At 73.9% G+C, this 23,617-nt stretch carries 7 protein-coding genes; all 7 read left to right on the top strand.

From position 1 onward, the window contains the following. The first annotated feature begins 72 nt into the window (after positions 1 to 72). Positions 73 to 5,418, top strand: coding sequence for an amino acid adenylation domain-containing protein (locus tag WME89_RS49520; RefSeq protein WP_438006482.1), 5,346 nt, complete (start codon positions 73 to 75; stop codon positions 5,416 to 5,418). Continuing rightward, a complete protein-coding gene (locus WME89_RS49515) occupies positions 5,415 to 10,253 on the top strand; it encodes a type I polyketide synthase (protein ID WP_438006481.1) in 4,839 nt (1,612 codons plus the stop codon). The genes WME89_RS49520 and WME89_RS49515 overlap by 4 nt, the downstream gene beginning before the upstream one ends. Then, on the top strand, positions 10,250 to 12,031 hold the full coding sequence (locus tag WME89_RS49510) for a cyclic peptide export ABC transporter (protein WP_438006480.1): 1,782 nt from the start codon (positions 10,250 to 10,252) through the stop codon (positions 12,029 to 12,031). The genes WME89_RS49515 and WME89_RS49510 overlap by 4 nt, the downstream gene beginning before the upstream one ends. Next, positions 12,028 to 14,409, top strand: coding sequence for a penicillin acylase family protein (locus WME89_RS49505; RefSeq protein ID WP_438006479.1), 2,382 nt, complete (start codon positions 12,028 to 12,030; stop codon positions 14,407 to 14,409). The genes WME89_RS49510 and WME89_RS49505 overlap by 4 nt, the downstream gene beginning before the upstream one ends. 50 nt (positions 14,410 to 14,459) lie before the next feature. Beyond that, positions 14,460 to 14,681 (top strand): MbtH family protein, encoded by a 222-nt coding sequence (locus tag WME89_RS49500; RefSeq protein ID WP_437305955.1) that lies wholly within the window; start codon positions 14,460 to 14,462, stop codon positions 14,679 to 14,681. Between the two features lie 68 nt (positions 14,682 to 14,749). Continuing rightward, the gene (locus WME89_RS49495; protein ID WP_438006478.1) at positions 14,750 to 15,772 is read left to right on the top strand and encodes a TauD/TfdA family dioxygenase; all 1,023 of its coding nucleotides are present in this window, start codon (positions 14,750 to 14,752) and stop codon (positions 15,770 to 15,772) included. Positions 15,773 to 15,781: 9 nt separating this feature from the next. Further along, positions 15,782 to 23,617, top strand: coding sequence for an amino acid adenylation domain-containing protein (locus WME89_RS49490; RefSeq protein ID WP_438006477.1), 7,836 nt, complete (start codon positions 15,782 to 15,784; stop codon positions 23,615 to 23,617).

Genomic DNA, 23,617 nt, shown 5'->3' with positions numbered 1-23,617 from the left:
GAGCCCAGGACCTGGCGAGCGAGCCGGAGTCGTCCGCCGGGCTTTCTTTTTCGAGCTGGAGCTGAGGTGGCGATGGAGTCGAACCGATCACATGGGCTTGCGATCAGCGATCGCGACGCGGCCGAGCCCGCAACGCTCGTCGCGCTGCTCCGGCGGCGCGCGGAGCAGCGGCCGTCCGCGCACGCCTATACCTTCCTGCTCGACGGGGAGGCGGACGCTCGCTCGCTGACCTACGGCGAGCTGGATCGGTGGGCGCGAGCGCTCGCCGCGCAGATCGACGCGCGTCCGGGCGAGCGCGCGCTCATCCTGGTGCCGCCAGGCATCGAGTTCATCGCCGCCTTCTTCGGCTGCCTCTACGCCGGGCTCGTCGCGGTGCCGGTCCCGATGCCGCAGCGAAAGCGGGGGCTGCTCCGCGTGCTCTCCATCGTGCGCGACTGCCGCCCGAGCGTCGTCCTGACGCTCGATGCGTTCGTGAGCAGCGTGGCCATGCTCGCGGAGGATCCGGCCCTCGCCGAGCTCTGCAGCCTGCGCTGCGTGGCCATCGACAAGGCCCCTTCCGGCGTCGAAGACGGCTTCCGGCCGCCGCGGGTGACGGCCGATTCCGTCGCGTTCCTCCAGTACACGTCGGGCTCGACCGGAACGCCCAAGGGCGTGGTGCTCACGCACGGCAACCTGCTGAGCAACGAGCGCATGATCCAGCGCGCCTTCGGGCACACCGCGGAGAGCGTGATCGTCGGGTGGCTGCCCCCGCACCACGACATGGGGCTCATCGGGAACATCCTTCAGCCGCTCTACGTGGGCGTGCCCTGCATCCAGCTATCGCCCGACCACTTCCTGATGAGGCCCTGGCGCTGGCTGGCCGCGATCTCGCGCTACCGGGCCACGACGAGCGGCGGCCCGAACTTCGCCTACGATCTGTGCGTCGCGAAGATCACCCCGGAGCAGCGGGAAGGGCTCGACCTCAGCTCCTGGAAGGTGGCGTTCAACGGGGCCGAGCCGATCCGGGCAGCGACGCTCGACCGCTTCGCGGACGCGTTCGCGCCGTCGGGGTTCCGGCGCGCCGCTTTCTATCCGTGCTTCGGCCTGGCCGAGGCGACGCTGCTCGTCAGCGGCGGCGCGCCGGAGGCGCCCCCGGTCCTCCGCGCGGTCGACCGCGCGGCGCTCGGGCAGGGAAGAGCCGTGTTCGATCCGCACGATCCGCAGGCCGGATCGACCCTGGTGGGCTGCGGGGGGCCGCCCGCCGACGAACAGGTGCTGATCGTCGATCCCGAGAGCCGCCGGCCGTGCGACGAAGAGCGCGTCGGCGAGATCTGGGTGGCCGGAGCGAGCGTGGCCCAGGGCTACTGGGAGCGGCCGGAGGACACGGCACACACGTTCGGAGCGCGGCTGTCGACGGGCGAAGGTCCGTTCCTCCGGACGGGCGATCTCGGGTTCCTCTCGCGCGGCGAGCTCTTTGTGACCGGGCGGCTCAAGGACCTGATCATCGTCCGCGGGCGCAACCTCTATCCGCAAGATCTCGAGATCACCGCGGAGGAGAGCCATCCGAGCCTCCGCGCCGGCGGCGGCGCGGCGTTCTCCGTGGACGTCGACGGCGAGGAGCGCGTCGTCATCGTTCAGGAGCTCGGACGGCGCGCCTCCCCCTCGGCAGATCCGGCGGAGCTCTGCGCGGCCGTCCAGAGCGCCGTGGCCGACCGGCACGAGGTCGCCGTCCACGCGGTCGTGCTCATCAAGCCGGGGAGCCTGCCGCGGACCACGAGCGGCAAGGTGCAACGGAGGGCGTGCCGCGGACGGTTCCTGGACGGCTCCCTGGACGCCGTGTGGCAATCGACGCCCGACGCGCGGGCGGAGGCGGAGATCGCGGAGCCGCCGCAGACAGCGCTGGAGTCCACGCTGGCGGGCATCTGGGCCGAGGTGCTGGGGCGCGCCCGGGTCGGCAGGAACGAGGAGTTCCTGAGCCTGGGCGGAGATTCGCTGCGCGCCATGCAGGTGAGCGGCCGGGTGAGCGAGGCCGTGGGCGCCGACGTGGGGCCAGCGCAGCTCTTCGAGTCGACGACGGTCGCGGCGCTCGCGGCGTGGATCGAGGCGAGGCAGGGCAGCGCGCCCGCGGGCACATCGACCGGCCGACCCGCGGCGCTCGCGCCGCTCACGCCGGGTGAGCGGCCGGAGCGACTGCCGCTGTCCCTCGTGCAAGAGCGCCTGTGGTTCCTCGAGCACCTGGTCGCCGGGGCGCCCGTCTACCATATCGCGGTGGCCGTGCGGCTCTCCGGAGCCCTCGACCGGCGCGCCCTCGAGCAGGCGGTGACGGCGCTCGCGGCCCGCCACGAGGCCCTGCGCACCAGCTTTCCCTCCGTCGCGGGGCAGCCTCTCCAGAGGATCGCGCCGCCCGCCCCGGTCGCGCTGCCGCTCGAGGACCTGAGCGCGCTCGCCGAGGAGGAGCGGGAGCCGGCGCTGCAAGAGCGCCTCCGCAGCGGGGCGCAGCGCGCGTTCGACCTCGACGAGCCGCCGGTGCGCTGGGCGCTCCTCCGCATGAGCGAGCGGGAGCACGCGCTGGCGCTCACCTGCCATCACCTCATCGCGGACGGCTGGTCGATGAACGTGCTCCTGCGGGAGCTCTCGGCGCTGTACGGCGCGCTCTCCGCGGGGCGCGCCCCGGAGCTCGCGCCGCTCCCGCTCCAGCCGGCGGATCATGCGCTGTGGCAGCGCCGGAGCGAACCGGCGGCGGCGCGCGAGCAGGAGCTCACCTACTGGCGCGGCCGGCTGAAGGGGCCTGTGCCGCCGCTCGAGCTCCCCACCGACAGGCCGCGTCCCTCGGTCCAGACCTACGCGGGCGCGCGCGAGGAGCTCGCGCTGCCGCCGGAGCTCGTGGCGCGGCTGGCCGCCCTCGGGCGCGGGGCGGGCGCCACGCTGTTCACGACCGTGGCAGCAGGGCTGTTCGCGCTCCTGCACCGGTACACGGGCCAGCGCGATGTCTGCGTCGGCACGCCGGTCGCGGCGCGGCCGCGGGCGGCCCTCGAGGGCGTGGTCGGGTGCTTCCTCAACACGCTGGCGCTGCGCGTCGACCTCTCCGGGAACCCGCGCGTCACGGAGCTCCTCGCCCGCGTCCGCGCGGCGGTCACGGAGGGGCAAGCGCACCAGGAGGTGCCGTTCGAGCGGGTGCTGGAGGCGCTGTCCCTCGAGCGGAACCTCAGCCACACGCCGCTGTTCAACGTGATGCTCGCCATGGATCCGACGCCCGAGCAGGCGCCGGAGATCCCCGGCCTGTCGAGCAGCGCGCAGCGGGTCGACACGGGTACGGCGCAGTTCGATCTAGCGCTCAACCTGGCCGCGGACGGCCAGGGAGCGCGCGGTGCGTGGGAGTACAACACCGATCTCTTCGATCGCGCCACGGTCCTGCGCATGACGCGGCACCTCGTGGCGATACTCGACGGCTTCGTCGCCAACCCAGAGGCGCGGCTGGGCGATCTGCCGATGATGGATGCGACCGAACGGGAGCAGCTCCTCACCGGCTGGAACGCGACCGAGCGGGCGTATCCGGACGAGCGGCGCGTCCACGAGCTCTTCGAGGCGCAGGCCGAGCGGACGCCGGACGCCGTGGCCGTCATCTTCGACGACAGGCGCCTGAGCTATCGAGAGCTCAACCAGCGCGCCAATCAGCTCGCCCACGCGCTCAGGCGCCGCGGCGTCGCGCCCGACGGGCTCGTCGCCATCGCCGCCGAGCGCTCCGTCGAGATGGTCGTCGGCCTGCTCGGCATCCTCAAGGCCGGCGGCGCCTACGTCCCCATCGACCCGGAGTATCCCGCCGACCGCATCGCCTTCATGCTCGAGGACGCCGCCGCCCCGGTCTTGCTCAGCCAGTGGCCCGTCGCCTCGCGCCTGCCCGCCCACCGCGCCGAGGTGCTCTGCCTCGACGCCGACCGCGCCGAGATCGACAGCGAGCCCACGGCCAACCCCGCCGTCCCGGTCTCGCCGGACCACCTCGCTTACACCATCTACACCTCGGGCTCGACCGGCCGGCCCAAGGGCGCCGGCAACAGCCACCGCGGCCTGCTCAACCGGCTCCAATGGATGCAGGAGCGCTACGGGCTCACCGCCGAAGACAGGGTTTTGCAAAAGACACCCTTCAGCTTCGATGTCTCGGTCTGGGAGTTCTTCTGGCCCCTCATCACCGGCGCCGCCCTCGTCGTCGCGCGCCCCGGCGACCACCGCGACGGCGAGCGGCTCGTCGAGCTCATCACGCGACACCGCGTCTCCACCCTGCACTTCGTCCCGCCCATGCTCCAGGCCTTCCTGGAGACGCACGGCGCGACCTCGTGCAGGTCGCTGCGCAAGGTCATCTGCAGCGGCGAGGCCCTGCCCGCGGAGCTCGCGCGCCGCTGCTTCGAGCGGCTGCCCGACGCCGAGCTCCACAACCTCTACGGGCCCACCGAGGCGTCCATCGATGTCACCGCCTGGGCCTGCCGGCCTGAGGACTCCTCGACCTCGGTCCCCATCGGGCACCCCATCGCCAACACCCAGATCTACCTGCTCGACCGACACGGACAACCGGTGCCCGTCGGCGTCGCCGGCGAGCTCCACATCGGCGGCGTCGGCCTCGCGCGCGGCTACCACCGCCGCCCTGCGCTCACCGCTGAGCGCTTCGTGCCCGATCCTTTCGGCGCCGCGCCCGGCGGCAGGCTGTACCGCACAGGGGATCTGGCCAGACACAGGCACGACGGAGCCATCGAGTTCCTCGGACGCCTCGACCACCAGGTCAAGATCCGCGGCCTGCGCGTCGAGCTCGGCGAGATCGAGGCCCGCCTGCTCCAGCACCCGGACGTCCGCGAGGCCGTCGTCGTCGCGCGCGACGAGGCCCACGGCGGAAAGCGGCTCGTCGCCTACGTGGCCGGCCGCGACGGGTCCGCGCCCGAGCCGGAGGCGCTGCGGGCCTGGCTCGCCGAGACGCTGCCGGCCTACATGGTCCCGGCGCCGATCGTCGCCCTCGACCGACTCCCGCTCTCCCCCAACGGCAAGGTCGACCGACGCGCCCTGCCCGCGCCCGAGCAGATCGACGCGCCGGCCAGGGCCGTGACGCCGCCGCGAACAGACCTCGAGCGCACCATCGCGGCGATCTGGCGAGACGTGCTCCCGGCCTCGCAGATCGGCGTCGACGACAACTTCTTCGATCTGGGCGGACACTCGCTCTCGCTGGCGAAGGTCCACAGCCGCCTGCGCGAGGAGGTCGACCGCGGGCTGCCGATGCTGGTCCTGTTTCAACACCCCACCATCGCCTCGCTCGCAGCGGCCTTGAGCCGTGAAGCCAGCGCCGAGCCCGCGCCCGAGGCCAGAGAGCGGAACGACGAGCGGGCGAGGGCCGCGCAGCAGCGGCGCGGGGAGATCTTCGCGCGACGGCGCGGCGAGCTGGAGACGAAGAAGTCATGACGACACCGAGCAGCGGCGAGCCCCGCCCGGGCCTGGAGATCGCGATCATCGGCATGGCCGGGCGCTTTCCGGGCGCGAGGGACGTGGCGACGTTCTGGCAAAACCTCTGCGCAGGCGTCGAGTCCGTCTCGATCCTCACCGACGAGGAGCTCGTCGCCGCGGGCGTGGACCCGGCGCTGATCGCGCGGCCCGACTACGTGCGGGCGCGGGCGGTGCTCGACGACATCGACCTGTTCGACGCCGAGCTCTTCGGCTTCACGCCGCGCGAGGCCGCCGCGCTGGACCCGCAGCACCGGCTGTTCCTGGAGTGCGCGTGGGAGGCGTTCGAGAGCGCCGGGATCGATCCGGAGCGCGCGGGCGGCCCTGTCGGCGTCTACGCCGGCTCGAGCCTGAGCGGGTACCTGGCCCACCACTTCCCCGGCGGGCCGCGCCTGCAATCAGCGGCCGACGTCGCCGCGCTCCTCGCGCTCGACAAGGACTTCCTGACGACCCGCGTGTCGTACAAGCTCAACCTGGAAGGCCCGAGCATCGCCGTGCAGACGGCCTGCTCGACGTCGCTCGTCGCCGTGCACCTGGCCTGCCAGGGACTGCTCACCGGCGAGTGCGATCTGGCGCTCGCCGGCGGCGCGTCGGTCAGCGTCCCGCAGCGGACCGGGTACCTCTACCAGCAAGGCGCGATCGCGTCGCCCGACGGCCACTGCCGCGCCTTCGACGCCGCGGCCCAGGGCACCGTCGGCGGCAGCGGCGTCGGCGTGGTCCTCCTGAAGCGGCTCGACGACGCCATCGCCGATCGGGACTCGATCGTCGCGGTCATCAAGGGGTCCGCCGTCAACAACGACGGCCGGGCCAAGGTCGGCTACACAGCGCCGCGCGTCGAGGGCCAGGCCCGCGCGATCCGCGCCGCCCACGCGGCCGCGGGCGTCGAGGCGGACTCCATCACCTACGTGGAGGCGCACGGCACCGGCACGCCGCTCGGCGATCCGATCGAGATCGCGGCGCTCTCCCAGGCGTTCCGGGCGACGACCGACAGGGAGCGCTTCTGCGCGATCGGGTCGGTGAAGACCAACGTGGGGCACCTGGACGCGGCCGCGGGGGTCACCGGGCTGATCAAGGCGGCGCTCGCCGTGGCCCACGGGCGCATCCCGCCGAGCCTGCACTTCCGCGCGCCGAGCCCCGCGCTCGACCTCGATCACAGCCCCTTCTACGTGGCCGCCGAGCTCGCGGCGTGGTCGCCCAGCGGCGCGCCGCGCCGCGCCGGCGTGAGCTCCTTCGGCCTCGGCGGCACCAACGCGCACGTCGTCCTCGAAGAAGCGCCGCCCCCGCCCGAGGCGGACCCGCCCCGCCCTTGCGAGCTGCTCGTGCTGTCGGCCCGGTCGAGCGCGTCGCTCGAGCGCCTGACCGACGCGCTCGCAGCGCACCTGGAGGTCCACGCCGACCTCGAGCTCGGCGACGTCGCGCACACGCAGCAGCTCGGCCGCCGGGCGTTCTCTCACCGCCGCGCCGTCGTGTGCCGCTCGCGGGAGGAGGCCGCGCGCGCGCTGCGCGAGCGCGGCGGCGCGCTGCGCTCCGGCGCGCCCGTGGCCGGACCGCGGCCGGTCGCGTTCCTGTTCCCCGGGCAAGGCACCCACCGGCCCGACATGGGCCGCGATCTGTACGAGGCCGAGCCGGTGTTCAGGGGCGAGGTCGACGACTGCGCCGCGCGGCTCGAGCGCCACCTCGGCGCGGATATCCGGACGGCGCTGTTCCCCGCGCCCGCGGACCGCGAGGACGCCGCGAGGCGCCTCGATCGCACGTCGGTGACGCAGCCGGCCCTGTTCGTCGTGGAGTACGCGCTCGCGCGGCTGTGGATGGCGTGGGGGCTGACCCCCGACGCGATGCTCGGCCACAGCGTGGGCGAGTACGTGGCCGCCTGCCTGGCAGGGTGCCTGTCGCTCGACGACGCCCTGGCGCTCGTCGCGGCGCGGGGGCGGCTGATGGAGGCGACGCCGGACGGCGCGATGCTCGCGGTGTCCGCGCCGGAAGCCGAGGTCGCGGGCTGGCTCGGCGACGAGGTCGCCCTCGCCGCCGTCAACGGGCCGCGACAATGCGTGCTGTCCGGGCCAGCAGCAGCGATCCAGCGGGTGGAGCGCGAGATCGCCGGCCGCGGGATCGAGGCCCGCCGCCTGCGCACGTCGCGCGCCTTCCACTCCCACCTGATGGACGGCGCCCTCGCCGCGTTCCGCGAGGCGGTGGCAAGGACCACGCTGCGCGCGCCGCGCACGCCATGGGTGTCGAACGTCACCGGGACCTGGATCACGGCGGCCGAGGCGCAGGACCCCGACTACTGGGTGCGGCACCTCAGGAGCACGGTCCGCTTCGCCGACGGCGTGAAGACCCTGCGGGAGCAGCCGGCGCGGATCCTCCTCGAGGTAGGGCCGGGGCAGACGCTCACCGCGCTGTGCCGGCAGCTGGCGGCGGAGTCGCTCGCGCTCGCGTCCATGCCCGCGGCGCGCGAGGCAGCGCCCGCGGCCCGCGAGACGGCGGCGCCGGGGGCGGCGCTGCTCGACGCGGCCGGGCAGCTGTGGGTGGCGGGCGCGCCCCTGGACTGGGCAGGGCTGCAGGCGGGGCGGCACCGGCGGCGCGTCGCGCTGCCGGCAACCCCGTTCGAGCGAAAGCGGTACTGGCTGGAGCGCCCGGAGACAGCCTCAACCTCGGTCGGGTCGGCCTCAACCTCGGTCGGGTCGGCCTCAACCTCGGTCGGGTCGGCCTCAACCTCGGTCGGGTCGGCCTCAACCTCGGTCGGGTCGGCCTCAACCTCGGTCGGGTCGGCCTCGGTCGGCGCGTCTTTGGCTGACGGAATTTTCTACGTCCCCTCCTGGAAGCGCTCCCCGCTGGAGCCGCTGCCGCTCGCGCCTGAGGCCGACGAGGCGCACTGGCTCGTCTTCGCTGACGAGGAGGAGCTCGGCCTCCGGATCGCAGAGCGGCTCGAGCGCGCCGGCCGGCGGGTCACCCGGGTCAGGAGCGGCGATCGCTTCGAGCGCCTCGCGGAACGCTCCTTCGCGCTCCGCCCGGACCAGCCCGAGGACTACGCCGCGCTGACCCGCGAGCTCGACCCAGGCGCGCTCCGGCCCGCGCGCATCGTGCACGCCTTCAGCCTCGGCCGCCCGCGCGACCACCACGACGGCACGCGCGAGCCGCAGCTCAGCCCGGGCGCGTTCCGGGAAGCGCAGCGCCGGGGCTCGATGAGCCTGCTCTGGCTGGCGCGCGCGCTGGGCAAGCAGCCGGGAAGCGCCCACCTGATCGCGCTCGCCAGCGGCCTGCACGACCTGACCGGACGGGAAGCCCTGCGCCCCGAGCACGCCCCGCTGCTCGGCGTCTGCCGCAGCGTCCCGCTGGAGCTCCCGCACGTGCGCTGCCGCGTGATCGATCTCGAGGTCGCCACCCCCGACGCCGCGGAGGCCGATCGGCTCATCGAGCGGATCCTCGCGGAGGCGCGCTCCGACGCCGGCGATCCCGTCGTCGTCTACCGCGGACACCACCGCTGGGTGCCCGCCGTCGAGCCCATCCCGCTGGCGGCGGCGCAAGGAGCGCCCCCCTTGCTGCGAGAGCGCGGCGTCTACCTCATCACCGGCGGGCTGGGAGGCGTCGGGCTGTTGCTCGCGGACTACCTCGCCCGCACGGCGCGCGCGCGGCTGATCCTCACGGGCCGCTCGCCTCCGACCGACGAGCAGCGCCTGCGCCTGCAGGCGCTCGAGCAGGCCGGCGCCGAGGTCGTGGCGCTGCGCGCCGATGTCACGGACCCCGCGCAGATGCGCGCCGCCGCGCGCGAGACGCTGGATCGCTTCGGCGCCCTGCACGGCGTGATCCACGCGGCCGGGATCGCAGCCGGCGGGCTCATCGAGCGGCTCACGACGGACGCGCTCGAAGCGGAGCTCGGCCCCAAGGCGCTCGGCGCGCTGTCGCTCGAGGAGATCGCCCGCTCCTGCCGGCCCGACTTCGTCCTGCTCTGCTCCTCGGTCACCGCGCTGAGCGGCGGCCTCGCGCGGGCGGGGTACGCGGCCGCCAACGCGTTCCTCGACGCGTTCGCGCAGGCCTGCGCGCGCAGGGCAGGACCGTACACGGTCTCCGTCAACCTCGATCGCTTCCGGAACGTCGGTATGGCAGCCCGCGCCGAGGCGCGCCTCCTGGCCCTGGGGATCGACGACGTGATCCTCGACGGGATGAGCCCGGAAGAAGGGCAGCAGGTCTTCCACCACATCCTGAGCCAGGCAGCGCTGCCGCAGGTGATCGTCTCGATCCGCCCGCTCCACGGCCTGCCCAGGGACGACGAGGGCGCCGCCCTGGCCCGGCGGCTCGGCGCCGGCGACACCGCCGCGGCTGCCGGCACCGGCGAGCCGCGCCGGCACGCCGGGGCAGCGGCCCCCGGCGCAGGCGAGAGCCTGTCGCCCGAGGCGGTGAAAGCGCAGGTGACGGCGATCTGGGCGCGCGCGTTCGGCATCGATCCCGTCGACCCCAGGAAAGACTTCTTCGAGCTCGGCGGCGAGTCGCTCCTCGCCCTGCAGATCCTCAACCGCGTCCGGGAGACGTTCCAGGTGGAGCTGTCGCTGCGGGAGTTCTTCGAGCGGCCGACCGTGGCCGCGCTCGCGGAGCGCGTCCACGAGGCGCGAGGGCAACAAGCGCCCGCCGCGAGCCCCGAGCCGGCCCTCGTCGCGCTGCCCCGGACCGCGAGGCGGCTCCCCGGCGCCGGAAGCTCGCGCGCCCCGGCGCGCCCGGACGACGGGCGGGACGATGAGCCGGACGGCGAGCCAGCCGCCACCAAGGGTCAGCCCGTCCCGCCGAAGGAGAAGGGCCAATGAGCGTGCTCGGCTTCCTCGTGCGCCGCGCGCTCCGGCCCCTGCTCCTCGCCGTCGCCGCCGGCGTGATCAGCGGGCTCTCGAGCGCCGGCGTCATCGCGCTCGTCCAGGAGGCGCTCTCTGCGGACGGCCGCCCCGCCGCGCAGCTCGCGTGGGCCTTCGCGGGGCTCGCCACCCTCGCCGTGCTGAGCAGGGCCGTCTCCCAGGTGCTCCTGACCCGGCTGGGACAGGCCATGATCGCGGAGCTGCGCATGCAGCTCAGCCAGCGCATCCTCGAGGCGCCGCTGCGCCACATCGAGCAGCTCGGCCCCCACCGGCTCCTGGCGGCGCTCAACGACGACCCGGCCGTCATCACGCAGGCGTACGTCTACCTGCCCCTCCTCTGCGTCAACGTGGCCACCGTCCTCGGCTGCCTCGCCTATATCGGGCGGATCTCGTGGTCTGCGCTCGCGATCGTGCTGGGCGCCATGGCGGTCGGCGCCGCGCTCTTCCGCGCCCACGAGGGGCGCGCGATCCACGCCTTCAGGCGCGCCCGCGAGACGAGCGACGCCCTGTTCCAGCACTTCCGCGGGCTGACGAGCGGGATCAAGGAGCTCAAGATGCACGGCGGGCGCAGCCGGGCGTTCCTCTCCGACGTCCTCGGCGGCAGCGTGGCGACCTACGAGCGGGAGTTCGTGGCGGGCACCACCGAGTACTCCATCGCGATGGGCTGGGGCACGCTGCTCTTCTACGCCGTCCTCGGGCTCACCCTGTTCGCCCTCCCGGCCTGGGCAGGGCTGACGCCGCCGGCGGTGTCCGGCGTCGTGCTGGCGATGCTCTTCCTGATGACGCCTTTCGCGCAGACGGTCGAGTTCCTGCCGGCGGTCGGGCGGGCCAGCGTCGCGCTCGCGAAGGTGAGCGAGCTCGGGCTCGCGCTGACGCCCGAGGCGAAGCTCGAAGCGAAAGGGACGCCGGCGCGCGGAGGCGCGGAGGCCCCCCGCGCGTGGGAGCGCATCGCGCTGTCCGGCGTCACGCACCGTTATTACCGGGAGAAGGAAGAAGGCAGCTTCCAGCTCGGGCCCATCGATCTGGCCTTCAAGCCCGGCGAGCTCGTGTTCCTCGTGGGCGGCAACGGCAGCGGCAAGACGACGCTGTCCCTCTTGCTCCTCGGGCTCTACGCGCCGGAGTCCGGCGAGATACGGCTCGACGGCGTGCCCGTCGACGACGAGAGCCGCGACAGGTATCGACAGCTCTTCTCGGTCGTCTTCGGGGAATACCACCTCTTCGAGCACCTGCTCGGCCTGGACGGCCCCGGCCTCGACGAGCGCGCCCGGCGCTACCTCGAGCGGCTGCAGCTCGATCACCGGGTGCGCGTCGAGGAGGGCGCCCTCCGCGTGAGCGGGCTGTCGCAGGGGCAGCGCAAGCGCCTCGCCCTGGTCACCGCCTACCTCGAAGACAGGCCTTTCTACGTCTTCGATGAGTGGGCGTCCGACCAGGACCCGCAGTTCCGGAAGATCTTCTACACGGAGCTCCTCCCGGAGCTCAGGGCGAGGGGCAAGACAGCCCTCGTGATCACGCACGACGACCAGTACTTCGCGCTCGCGGATCGCTGCCTGCGGCTCGATTTCGGCCGCCTGACAGAGCTGCCCGCGACCCCCGCGGGGGCCGCGAGCGCGCGTGTCGACGAGGGAGGTCGGGCCAGATCCGCGGAGGTCCACCCGCTCCACATCGAGCAGCAGGCCGCGCCGGAGACCGGTGTCCGCGGCCACGAGAACCTCAAGGTAGCGGAGCAGGAGATATGAGCCGCGGCGTCCGATCACTCGCCCTCTCGGCGCTCGCCTCGCTGACGATCGCCGGCTGCGCCGACGGGACCCAGGGCGCCGCCCGCGCCCCGGCGCCGCGCGCCAGCGGCAGCGCCCTCACCGTGCCGGGCCTGGAGGGCGCGGTGACCGTCACGTCCGATCGCCTGGGGATCCCCACGATCCGCGCCGCCTCGCGGCAGGACGCGCTCCGGGCCCTCGGCGTCTTCACGGCGCGCGACCGGCTGTTCCAGCTCGACCTGCTCCGCCGGAGCAGCGGAGGGCGGCTCGCGGAGGTCCTCGGGCGCGATCTCTTGCCGGCCGATACCCGGCAGCGGCTCTACGGCGTCCCGCAGGCCGCGTCGGCGATCCTCTCGCGCCTCCCGGAGCGCCAGCGCGCCGCGCTCGACGCGTACGCCGAGGGCGTCAATGCCTATCTCCGGAGCGCGGAGACGCTCCCTGTCGAGTTCCAGAAGCTCGGCTATCGGCCCGAGCCGTGGCGCCCGGAGGACAGCGTCCTCGTGGTGCTGGGGATGTTCAACGCCCTCAGCGTCACCGAGGACCTGGAGCGGACACGCACGGTCCTGACACGCAGCCTCCCGAAGGGCGTGACGTCCTTCCTGCTCGAAGGCACCGACCCGTACACGAGGGCGCTGCTCGGCGCGCAGGCGCCCGCGGCTCCCCCGCTGCCGGCCGAGGAGCTGCGAGCGCTGGTGGCCCAGAGCCGAAGGGCGCAGGCGTGGCGCGGCGGGGTGCTCAGCGCGGCCTCCGGCGCGGCGCCGGTCGGCTCGAACGGCTGGGCGGTGGCCGGCCAGCGGACGAAGGACGGCCGCGCCCTCCTCGCGAACGACATGCACCTCGAGCTCGGCGTCCCCAACATCTGGTATCGCGCGGAGCTCCGCTACGGCGACAGCGAGGTAGCGGGCGTGGTGCTGCCCGGCGTGCCCATGCTCATCGTGGGGACGAACCGCCATGTCGCCTGGGGGATGACCAACCTCGACGGCGACGTGATGGATCTCGTCCAGATCGAGGTCCACCCCGAGCGCCCCGACGAGTACCGGACGCCCTCCGGGTGGAGGCGGTTCGACGTCGCCGAGGAGACGATCAAGGTCCGCGGCGAGCCCGACGTCACCGTCACGGCCCGGCGGACGATCTGGGGACCGGTCGCGCCGCGGCCGCTCCTCGGGGCGAAGGTCGCGGTCCGATGGACGGCGCTCGATCCCGAGGGGGTCGACCTCGGTCTCCTCGAGATGGATCGGGCCCGGAGCGTCGACGAGGCCGCCTCCGTGATGAACGCCGCCGGCGGGCCCGGGTGCAACGTCCTGCTCGCCGACAGGCGCGGCCGCGTCGCGTGGACGGTGACCGGGCGCGTGCCCCGGCGCCGCGGGTTCGACGGGTCGGTCAGCGTCTCCTGGGCGGACGGGCGCGCGGGCTGGGACGGCTACCTGCCCCCCGCCGCGCTGCCGCGCATCGTGGATCCGCCGTCGGGGTTCGTCGTCAACGCCAACCACCGCATGCCGCTCGGCGAGGGCGCGCCGGCGCTCGGCCGCGACTATGCCAACGGCTACCGCGCCTACCGCATCACCGAGCGCCTGCGCGAGCCGCGAAAGGTCGCCGAGGCGGACCTCCTGGCGCTGCAGCTCGATACGCAGGCCGAGTTCTACGGCTTCTACCGCGACCTCGCGCTGCGCGCGCTCACCGAGGAGGCCGTGTCGAGGCGGCCGGCGCTCGCCGAGGCGCGGCGCGCGGTGAAGGCGTGGGACGGCCGGGCCGACGTGTCGAGCGTCGGCCTGCCGCTCCTCGATCGGCTCCGGCACGTCCTGGCCGACGAGGTGTTCGCCGCGTGGCTCGGCGCGAGCCGCGCCGCGGAGCCGACCCTGGAGCTCGAGCTGACCGACATCGACACGCCCTTGCAACGCGCGCTCGACGCGCGGTCGGCCGAGCTCGTGCCGGCGCCGGAGGGCGGCTGGGATGCCTTCGTCCTCGCGGCGCTGGAGAAGGCCATGGCGGCCACCAAGCGGGAGCACGGCGGGCGGCCCGTCGACCAGATCGCGTGGGGCGCGGTGAGCCGGGTGCAGATCGCGCACCCGCTCGCGGTGACGCCGGAGCTCGCCGCGCGCCTCAACATGCCCGACGAGCCGCTCCCGGGGTGCGACGTCTGCGTGCGCCTGGTGAGCGACACGCTCGCCGCCAGCGAGCGGCTCGTCGTCTCGCCGGGGCACGAACCGGAAGGGATCCTGCACATGCCGGCCGGGCAATCGGGCGACCCGCTGTCGCCCCACTACCGCGATCAACAGCGCGCCTGGGTCGACGGCCGCCCGCTGCCGCTCCTCGCAGGCCCGGCCGCCCACACGCTCACGCTCGTCCCCGAGCGCCGATGACGTCGATCACCTCACCTCAACCCGCAACGCACCTCGAACGGAGGAGTCCCATGGCGAACGAAGAGCATGAAGACAACACCATTTACAAAGTCGTCGTGAACCACGAAGAGCAGTACTCGATCTGGCCCGAGTACCGGGAGAACCCCGTCGGCTGGCGCGACGCGGGCAAGGCCGGCACCAAGGCGGAGTGCCTCGAGCACATCAAGGAGGTCTGGACCGACATGCGTCCGCTCAGCCTCCGCAAGCAGATGGAGGAGGGCCGGTCGTCGTGACCGACTCGAGCGCGCTCGCCACGTCAGAGGCCACGTCAGAGGCCACGTCAGAGGCCATGTCGGAGGCCATGTCGGCGGCATCGCGGGAGGCGACCGAGGACGCAGCGCGGCGCAAGGCGGCAGGCCTCTCGCGGGCCTGCTTCCCCGGCGGCGCGCTGCCGCTCGTCGCGAGCCCGGCCGGCCGCGGGGACGTCGCCAGCGTCCCCGCGCTCGCCGCGGAGATCCGGGCGTGCGCGGAAGAGGCGCTCCCCCGGCACGGAGCGGTGCTGTTCCGCGGCTTTCCGGTGCGATCGACGGCCGACTTCCACGCCTTCGTCAGGCTCGTGACGCCGGAGCTCCTCGACTACACGTTCGGCTCGACGCCGCGCTCCCACGTGCAGGACCGCATCTACACGTCGACGGAGTACCCAGCTCACCAGCACATCCCGCTCCACAACGAGCAGTCGTACACGCTCGACTGGCCGCTCAAGATCTGGTTTCACTGCGCGCAGGCCGCGCCCGAGGGCGGGAGCACCCCGCTCGCGGACAGCCGCGAGGTCTATCGGCGCATCCCCGCCCGGATCCGGGAGCGCTTCGAGGCAAAGCGGGTGATGTACGTCCGCAACTACGGAAACGGCCTGGACCTGCCGTGGCAGAAGGTCTTCGGCACGAACGACAGGGCCGAGGTCGAGCGCTTCTGCCGGGCGGCAGGCATCGAGTGCGTGTGGAAGGCCGACGGCGAGCTGCGCACACGCCAGGTGTGCCAGGCCGTGGCCACCCACCCGCGCACCGGCGAGCACGTGTGGTTCAACCAGGCCCACCTGTTCCACGTCTCCAACCTGGACCAGGCCGCGCGAGAGGCGCTCCTCTCGATCTTCGCCGAGCAGGACCTGCCCCGCAACGCCCTCTATGGCGACGGATCGCCCATCGAGGGCGCCGCGCTCGACGAGATCCGCGACGTGTACAGGCAGCTCGCCGTGGAGTTCGCCTGGCAAGAGGGCGACGTGCTCCTCGCGGACAACATGCTCGTCGCCCACGGGCGCGCGCCCTTCCGCGGGCCGCGCAAGGTCCTTGTAGCCATGGCCGAGCCGTTCCGGGCCAAAGCCTCCTGAGGTTCTTTCATGCGTGAGGATGTCTTCGTTTTTCCGATGAGCTTCGCCCAGGAGCGGCTGTGGTTTCTCGCCCAGCTCGAGCCGGAGAGCGCTTCCTACAACCTGGCCACGGCCGTGCGGCTCACCGGGTCGCTCGACGTCGCCGTCGTGGAGCGGTGCCTCTCCGAGATCGTGCGCCGGCACGAGATCCTGCGCACGACGTTCGCCGTCGTCGACGGCCAGCCCTCCCAGGTCGTCCAGCCCGAAGGGGCGCTGCGGATCGAGCGGCTCGACCTCGGCGCCCTGCCGCCGCCGCAGCGAGACGCCGAGGCCCGGCGCCTCATCGAGCGCGAGGCGCGGCGCCCGTTCGATCTGGTGAACGGCCCGCTCCTCCGGCTCACGCTCCTGCGGCTCGGCCCGGAAGAACACGTCCTCCTCTGGGTGGTCCACCACATCGTCTTCGACGGGTGGTCCACGAGCGTGGTCCTCGCGGAGTTCGCCGCGCTGTACAAGGCGTTCGTCGCGGGCCGGCCCGCCCCCCTCGCCGACCCGACGCTCCAGTACGCGGATTTCGCGCACTGGCAGCGCCAGCGCGTCGAGGGCGGGCTGCTCGAGGCCCAGCTCGCCTTCTGGACAAGGCAGCTCTCGGGACAGCCGGGGGTGCTGGAGCTGCCCACGGATCGCCCCCGGCCGGCGACCCAGCGCTACCAGGGAGCGCGGCGGTTCTTCCGTGTGCCCGGGCCGCTCGCCGAGGCGCTCGGCGCCCTGGCGCGCCGCGAGGAGACGACCCTGTTCGCGGTGCTGATGGCGGCGTTCCAGGCGCTCCTCGCCCGCCACGCGGGGACGTTCGATATCAGCGTGGGCACGCCGGTGACGAACCGGAGCCGGGCCGAGCTGGAAGGGCTCGTCGGCTGCTTCGCCAACACCGTCGTGCTCCGCGCCGACCTCTCCGGGGATCCGCCGTTCGCGCAGCTCCTCGCCCGGGTCACGCAGACAGTGCGCGAGGCGCAGGCGCACCAGGAGGTGCCCTTCGATCAGGTCGTGGAGGCCGTGAGCCCGGTCCGGGACCTGAGCCACGCGCCGCTCTGCCAGGTGATGTTCGCGCTCCAGCCGGTGCTCCGGCAGCCCGCGGAGATCCCGGGCCTCGGGGTGCGCCTGCTCGATCTGGACGTGGGCGGCGCCCAGTTCGACCTCTCGCTCGACATCGCGCCCGACGGGGACGGGCTCGCGGCCGCCCTCGAGTACGACACCGACCTGTTCGACGAGGCCACGATCGCGCGCATGGCCGACCACCTCCTGCGCCTGCTCGCAGGCGCGGCGGCGAGCCCGGCGACGCGCCTGTCAGAGCTGCCGATGCTCGCGGCCGAGGAGCAGCGGCAGGTGCTCGGGTGGCGGACGACAGGGGCGCGCCGCCGCGCGCCGCGCGCCGTGCACCGGATGTTCGAGGAGCACGCCGCGAGCGCGCCCGAGGCGACGGCCGTCGTCCACGAGGAGCAGCAGATCTCGTACGGCGAGCTCGATCGGCGGGCCAACCAGCTGGCGCAGCTGCTCCGGCGGCGCGGGGTGGGGCCGGAGGTCCGCGTGGGCCTCTGCCTCCCGCGCTCGATCGCGATGATCGCCGCGGTGCTCGGCGTGCTGAAGTCGGGCGGCGCCTACGTCCCGCTCGATCCCAACCTCCCCCGGGACCGGATCGCCGCGCTGATCGGCGGCGCCGGGATCCGCGTGGTGATCGCCCAGGGCGACGCGGCGGCCGGCCAGCCCCCCGGCGTGGAGGTGATCGACCTCGACGCCGGCTGGACGTGCGTGCGCCGCGAGCTCTCCGCCGCCGCGCCGCCGCCGCCGGCCGGCGAGCCGGCGCCCGAGCAGGCGGCCTACATCCTCTACACGTCCGGCTCGACGGGGACGCCGAAGGGCGTCGTGGTCCCGCACCGGGCGATCGCGAGCTTCGTCGACGTGGCGGCGGGGGTCTACGAGATCTCGTCGAGAGACAGGGTGCTGCAGTTCGCGTCGCTGAGCTTCGACGCGAGCGCGGAGGAGATTTTCCCGTGCCTCGCGCGAGGCGCGACGCTCGTGCTGCGCACCGAGGCCATGCTCGAGTCGGTCGCCGGGTTCCTCTCGGCGTGCGGCGCGTGGGGCGTGACAGCGGCGGTGCTGCCGACCATGTACTGGCACCGCATCGTCGCGGGGCTCGCCGAGGGCGCGACCCTGCCGCCGTGCCTCCGGCAGGTCGTCATCACCGGCGAGGCGGCCCTGCCCGAGCGCGTGAGCGCCTGGCGGGCGGCGCCGGGGGCAGGGCGCGTCCGCCTGCTGAACGCCTACGGCCCGACCGAGACGACCGTGACCGCGACGGTCAGCAACCTGACCGCCGCGGACCCGCGCGACGCGTGGGCGGTCCCCATCGGCAGGCCGATCGCGAACACGCGGGCGTACGTGCTCGACCCCGCGGGTCAGCCGGTGCCGGCCGGCGTCGTCGGAGAGCTGTACCTCGGAGGCGAGGGGCTCGCGCGCGGGTACTGGGCGCGCCCGGACCTGACCGCGGAGCGCTTCGTCCCCGATCCCTTCGCGGAGCAGCCGGGAGGGCGGCTCTACCGGACGGGCGACAGGGCGCGGTGGCGGGCCGACGGGCAGCTCGAGTTCGCCGGCCGCGTGGATCACCAGGTGAAGCTGCGCGGCTTCCGGATCGAGCCCGGGGAGATCGAGGCGCGGCTCGGCGAGCGACCCGGGGTGCGCGAGGCGGTCGTCGTCGTGCGGCAGGACCGACCGGAGGAGCGGCGGCTCGTGGCGTACGTCGCGGCCGGCCCGGGCGTCTCGCCGGAGCAGCTCCGGCGCGCGCTCAAGGAGCAGGTGCCGGACTACATGGTGCCCTCCGCGTTCGTGGTGCTGGAGGAGCTGCCGCACACGCCGTACGGCAAGATCGACCGGCGCGCGCTGCCGGCGCCCGTCGAGCCGGCCGGCGCGGCCCTGGGGCCGCGCACGCAGGCCGAGGCGGCGCTCGCGGGGATCTGGGCGGAGCTCCTGGGTCGGCCTGCGGTGGGGGTCCAGGAGAACTTCTTCGAGCTGGGCGGCGACTCGATCCTCGCGCTGCAGGTCGTCTCGCGGGCGCGCGCCGCGGGCCTCTCGCTCACGCCGCGGCAGATCTTCCAGCACCAGACGGTCGCCGATCTGGCCGTGGTGGCGGCGCCAGCCTCGGCGCCCGTCGCGGAGGCGCCGCTCACCGGCGACGCGCCGCTCACGCCGATCCAGCGCTGGTTCTTCGAGCTGGGCGGGCCCGATCCGCACCACTGGAACCAGACGGTGCTGCTCGAGCTGCGGCGGCGGGTCTCCGTCGAGGCGCTCACGGCCGCGGTCCAGGCGACGGCCGAGCATCACGGCGCGCTGCGGCTGCGGTTCACGCGGGAAGCGGACGGATGGCGCCAGCGCTACGGAGGCTCGGCCGCCGCGGCGGTCGCGCGGGTCGACCTGTCGGACCTCCTCGCCGGGGCGCAACCCGCGGCGCTGGCGCGCGCGGCAGGCGAGCACCAGGCGCGGCTCCACCTGGCCGAGGGGCCGCTCCTCCGCGCGGTCCTGTTCGACCTGGGCCCGGACCGCCCCGGCCGCCTCCTGCTCATCGCCCATCACCTCGTGGTCGACGCTGTCTCCTGGCGGATCCTGATCGAGGATCTCCAGACCGCCTACCAGCAGCACCACAGCGGCGAGGCGATCCGGCTCCCGGACGAGACCCTCTCGTACGGCGAGTGGGCCCGGCGCCTTGGCGCGCACGCCCGGTCCGAGGACGTCGCGCGCCAGGCGGAGGCGTGGCTCGCGGCGAGCCGCCCCACGGCGGCGCTGCCCGCGGACGAGCCGGCCGGCGCGTCCCTCGAGGCGGAGACCGTCTACCTGACGCAGTTCCTCGGCGCCGAGGACACGCGCGCGCTGCTGCAGGCGACGCCCGCGTACCGGATGCGCGTGGACGAGATCCTGCTCGCGGCGTTCGCCGGGGCGCTGGCGCGGTGGACGGGCGATCCGGCCGTGCTCATCGACCTGGAGGGACACGGGCGCGACGCGCTCGACGACCTGGATGTCTCCCGGACCGTCGGGTGGTTCACGAGCATCTACCCCGTCCGGCTGGAGGTCCCGGCCGGCGCGGCGCCCGACGGCGTGCTCAAGGCGACGAAGGAGCAGCTCCGCGCCGTCCCCCGGGGCGGCGCCTCGTACGGGGCGCTCCGGTACCTGAGCGAGGGCGAGCCTGCGGCGCGGCTCCGGGAGCGCGCCGCGCCCCAGGTGAGCTTCAACTACCTCGGGCAATGGGACGACCTCTTCGCGTCGAGCGCGCTGTTCGCGCACGCCGAGGGCGACGTCGGGCGCGACCACGACCCGCGCGCGCCGCGGGGCTACGAGCTGGAGGTCGACGCGGCCATCGTCGGCGGGCGGCTCCGGGTGATGTGGAATTTCAGCGGAGCCCGGTATCGGCCCGAGACGATGGCGCGGCTCAGCGAGGACTTCGCGGCGCGCCTGCGCGCCCTCGTCGCGCACTGCCTCGCTCCGGACAGCGGCGGGTACACGCCCTCGGATTTCCCCCTCGCGCGGCTCGACCAGGCCAGGCTGGACCGCCTGCTCGGGGCCGGGCGCGGCGTCGAGGACGTCTATCCCTTGAGCCCGCTCCAGCAGGGGTTGCTCTTCCACAGCCTGTGGGAGCCCGGCTCTGGCGTCTACGTCGAGCAGGTGACGTGCAGGCTGGAGGGGGCGCTCGACCTCGACGCGTTCCGCCGGGCCTGGGAGGCCGTCGTCGAGCACCACGGTGTCCTGCGCACGACCTTCGCGTGGGAGGGCGCCGACGAGCCGCTCCAGATCGTGCGCCGCGGGGACGCGGTGGGGGCGGTGGAGATCGAGCTCGAGGATGTCCGCGGCGCCGGGGTCGAGGAGCAGCAGAAGCGGATGGCCGCGCGCGTCGACGCCGATCGCGCGAGGGGCTTCGATCTGGCCCGGGGCCCGCTGACGCGCGTCTCGCTGCTGCGCCTCGGGGACGAGGCGTACCACGTGCTCTGGAGCCACCATCACCTCCTCCTCGACGGGTGGGCGGCGTCCCTCGTGCTGCAGGACGCGTTCGCCGCCTACGACGCCCTGCGCAGCGGCCGGCCTGTCGCGCTATCGGCGCGCCGGCGTTACCGCGAGTACATCGGCTGGCTGCGCGCGCGGGACGCGGGCGCCGAGGAGCCGTTCTGGCGAGGCGCGCTCTCGGGCTTCAGCGCGGCGACGCCGTTGCCCCTGGACCGCGTGGCGCGCGAGGGGCGCGAAACGTCGACCGACGGGGCGAGCGGGTACGGGGCGAAGATCGTCGCGCTGTCGGAGTCGGCCACGGCGCGCCTGCAGCGCTTCGCGCAGCAGCACCGGGTGACGACGAGCACGCTCGTCCAGGCCGCGTGGGCGCTGCTGCTCAGCCGGGCCGCGCGGAACGACGACGTGCTCTTCGGGATCACGGTGGCCGGGCGGTCGGCTCCGCTGGCCGGGATCGAGGCCATGGTGGGGCTCTTCATCAACACGCTGCCCCTGCGCGTGGCCGTGCCCCAGGCCGCCACGGTCGCGGGCTGGCTGCGCGAGCTCCAGCAGACGACCACCGAGCTGGGCGCCCACGAGCACACGCCGCTCGCGCAGGCGCGCACGTACAGCGCGATCCCGGCCGGACAGCCGCTGTTCGAGAGCCTGCTCGTCTTCGAGAACTACCCCACCGATCCTCGGACCCAGGAGGGGTTGCCCGGGCTCGGCGTCCGCGACGTCGCTTTCGCGGACCAGACCAACTACCCGCTCACCCTGGCCGTCCTGCCGGGAGGTCAGCTCCAGCTCCGCCTCTCCTACGACAGGCGGCGATTCGACGAGGAGGCCGCTTCCCGCCTGCTCGGCCTCGTGGAGGGGGCGCTCGGGCAGCTCACCCGCCGGCCCGAGGCCAAGGTAGGCGAGCTGTCGCTCCCTGGCGAGCTGGAGTCCCGGCGCGTCGTGAAGGAGTGGAACGCGACCGAGCGGGCGTATCCGGACGAGCGGCGCGTCCACGAGCTCTTCGAGGCGCAGGCCGAGCGGACGCCGGACGCCGTGGCCGTCATCTTCGACGACAGGCGCCTGAGCTATCGAGAGCTCAACCAGCGCGCCAATCAGCTCGCCCACGCGCTCAGGCGCCGCGGCGTCGCGCCCGACGGGCTCGTCGCCATCGCCGCCGAGCGCTCCGTCGAGATGGTCGTCGGCCTGCTCGGCATCCTCAAGGCCGGCGGCGCCTACGTCCCCATCGACCCGGAGTATCCCGCCGACCGCATCGCCTTCATGCTCGAGGACGCCGCCGCCCCGGTCTTGCTCAGCCAGTGGCCCGTCGCCTCGCGCCTGCCCGCCCACCGCGCCGAGGTGCTCTGCCTCGACGCCGACCGCGCCGAGATCGACAGCGAGCCCACGGCCAACCCCGCCGTCCCGGTCTCGCCGGACCACCTCGCTTACACCATCTACACCTCGGGCTCGACCGGCCGGCCCAAGGGCGCCGGCAACAGCCACCGCGGCCTGCTCAACCGGCTCCAATGGATGCAGGAGCGCTACGGGCTCACCGCCGAAGACAGGGTTTTGCAAAAGACACCCTTCAGCTTCGATGTCTCGGTCTGGGAGTTCTTCTGGCCCCTCATCACCGGCGCCGCCCTCGTCGTCGCGCGCCCCGGCGACCACCGCGACGGCGAGCGGCTCGTCGAGCTCATCACCCGACACCGCGTCTCCACCCTGCACTTCGTCCCGCCCATGCTCCAGGCCTTCCTGGAGACGCACGGCGCCGCCTCGTGCAGGTCGCTGCGCAAGGTCATCTGCAGCGGCGAGGCCCTGCCGGCCGAGCTCGCGCGCCGCTGCTTCGAGCGGCTGCCCGACGCAGAGCTCCACAACCTCTATGGGCCCACCGAGGCATCCATCGATGTCACCGCCTGGGCTTGCCGCCGAGAGGACGCCTCGGTCCCCATCGGACACCCGATCGCCAACACGCAGATCTACCTGCTCGACCGACACGGACAGCCCGTGCCCGTCGGCGTCGCCGGCGAGCTCCACATCGGCGGCGTCGGCCTCGCGCGCGGCTACCACCGCCGGCCCGCCCTCACCGCCGAGCGCTTCGTGCCCGATCCTTTCGGCGCCGCGCCCGGCGGGCGGCTTTACCGCACAGGGGATCTGGCCAGACACAGGCACGACGGAGCCATCGAGTTCCTCGGACGCATCGACCACCAGGTCAAGATCCGCGGCCTGCGCGTCGAGCTCGGCGAGATCGAGGCGCGCCTGCTCCAGCACCCGCATGTCCACGAGGCCATCGTCGTCGCGCGCGACGAGGCCCACGGCGGCAAGCGACTCGTCGCCTACGTGGCTGGCCGCGACGGGTCCGCGCTCGATCCGGAGGCGCTGCGGGCCTGGCTCGCCGAGACGCTGCCGGCCTACATGGTGCCAGCGCCGATCGTCGCGCTCGACCGACTCCCGCTCTCCCCCAACGGCAAGGTCGACCGACGCGCCCTGCCCGCGCCCGAGGCGGCGGCGCTCGGCCATCGTCCCTACGTCGCGCCCCGGACCGAGGCGGAGCGGATCCTCGCGGAGGTCTGGGCGGAGGTGCTGCACCGCGCGCAGGTCGGCGTCGAGGACAACTTCTTCGAGCTGGGCGGCGACTCGATCGTCACCTTGCAGGTGATCGCGCGCGCCGCCCAGCGGGGGCTGCGCCTGACCCCGAAGCTGCTCTTCGAGCACCCGACCGTGGCCGAGGCCGCGGCGCAGCTGACCGTGGCGGACGCGCCAGAGGAGGCGCCGCCCGCGCCGCCGCCCGCCCCCGAGACCCCTGATGCCGGCCTCTCCGCGGAAGAGTGGAGCGCTCTCCTCGACGAGCTCCAAAGGTGA

The organism is Sorangium sp. So ce321, from assembly GCF_051530195.1.
Taxonomy (GTDB): Bacteria; Myxococcota_A; Polyangia; order Polyangiales; family Polyangiaceae; genus Sorangium.
The sequence above is the reverse complement of the archived record's forward strand: the minus strand, read 5'-3'. Positions and strand labels throughout refer to the sequence as shown.

What these genes read in the sequence shown, in the direction of transcription:
- WME89_RS49510 (WP_438006480.1), top strand. Translation starts at nt 10,250, where the DNA reads ATGAGCGTGCTCGGCTTCCTCGTGCGCCGCGCGCTCCGGCCCCTGCTC.
- WME89_RS49490 (WP_438006477.1), top strand. Translation starts at nt 15,782, where the DNA reads ATGCGTGAGGATGTCTTCGTTTTTCCGATGAGCTTCGCCCAGGAGCGG.
- WME89_RS49500 (WP_437305955.1), top strand. Translation starts at nt 14,460, where the DNA reads ATGGCGAACGAAGAGCATGAAGACAACACCATTTACAAAGTCGTCGTG.
- WME89_RS49515 (WP_438006481.1), top strand. Translation starts at nt 5,415, where the DNA reads ATGACGACACCGAGCAGCGGCGAGCCCCGCCCGGGCCTGGAGATCGCG.
- WME89_RS49495 (WP_438006478.1), top strand. Translation starts at nt 14,750, where the DNA reads ATGTCGGCGGCATCGCGGGAGGCGACCGAGGACGCAGCGCGGCGCAAG.
- WME89_RS49520 (WP_438006482.1), top strand. Translation starts at nt 73, where the DNA reads ATGGAGTCGAACCGATCACATGGGCTTGCGATCAGCGATCGCGACGCG.
- WME89_RS49505 (WP_438006479.1), top strand. Translation starts at nt 12,028, where the DNA reads ATGAGCCGCGGCGTCCGATCACTCGCCCTCTCGGCGCTCGCCTCGCTG.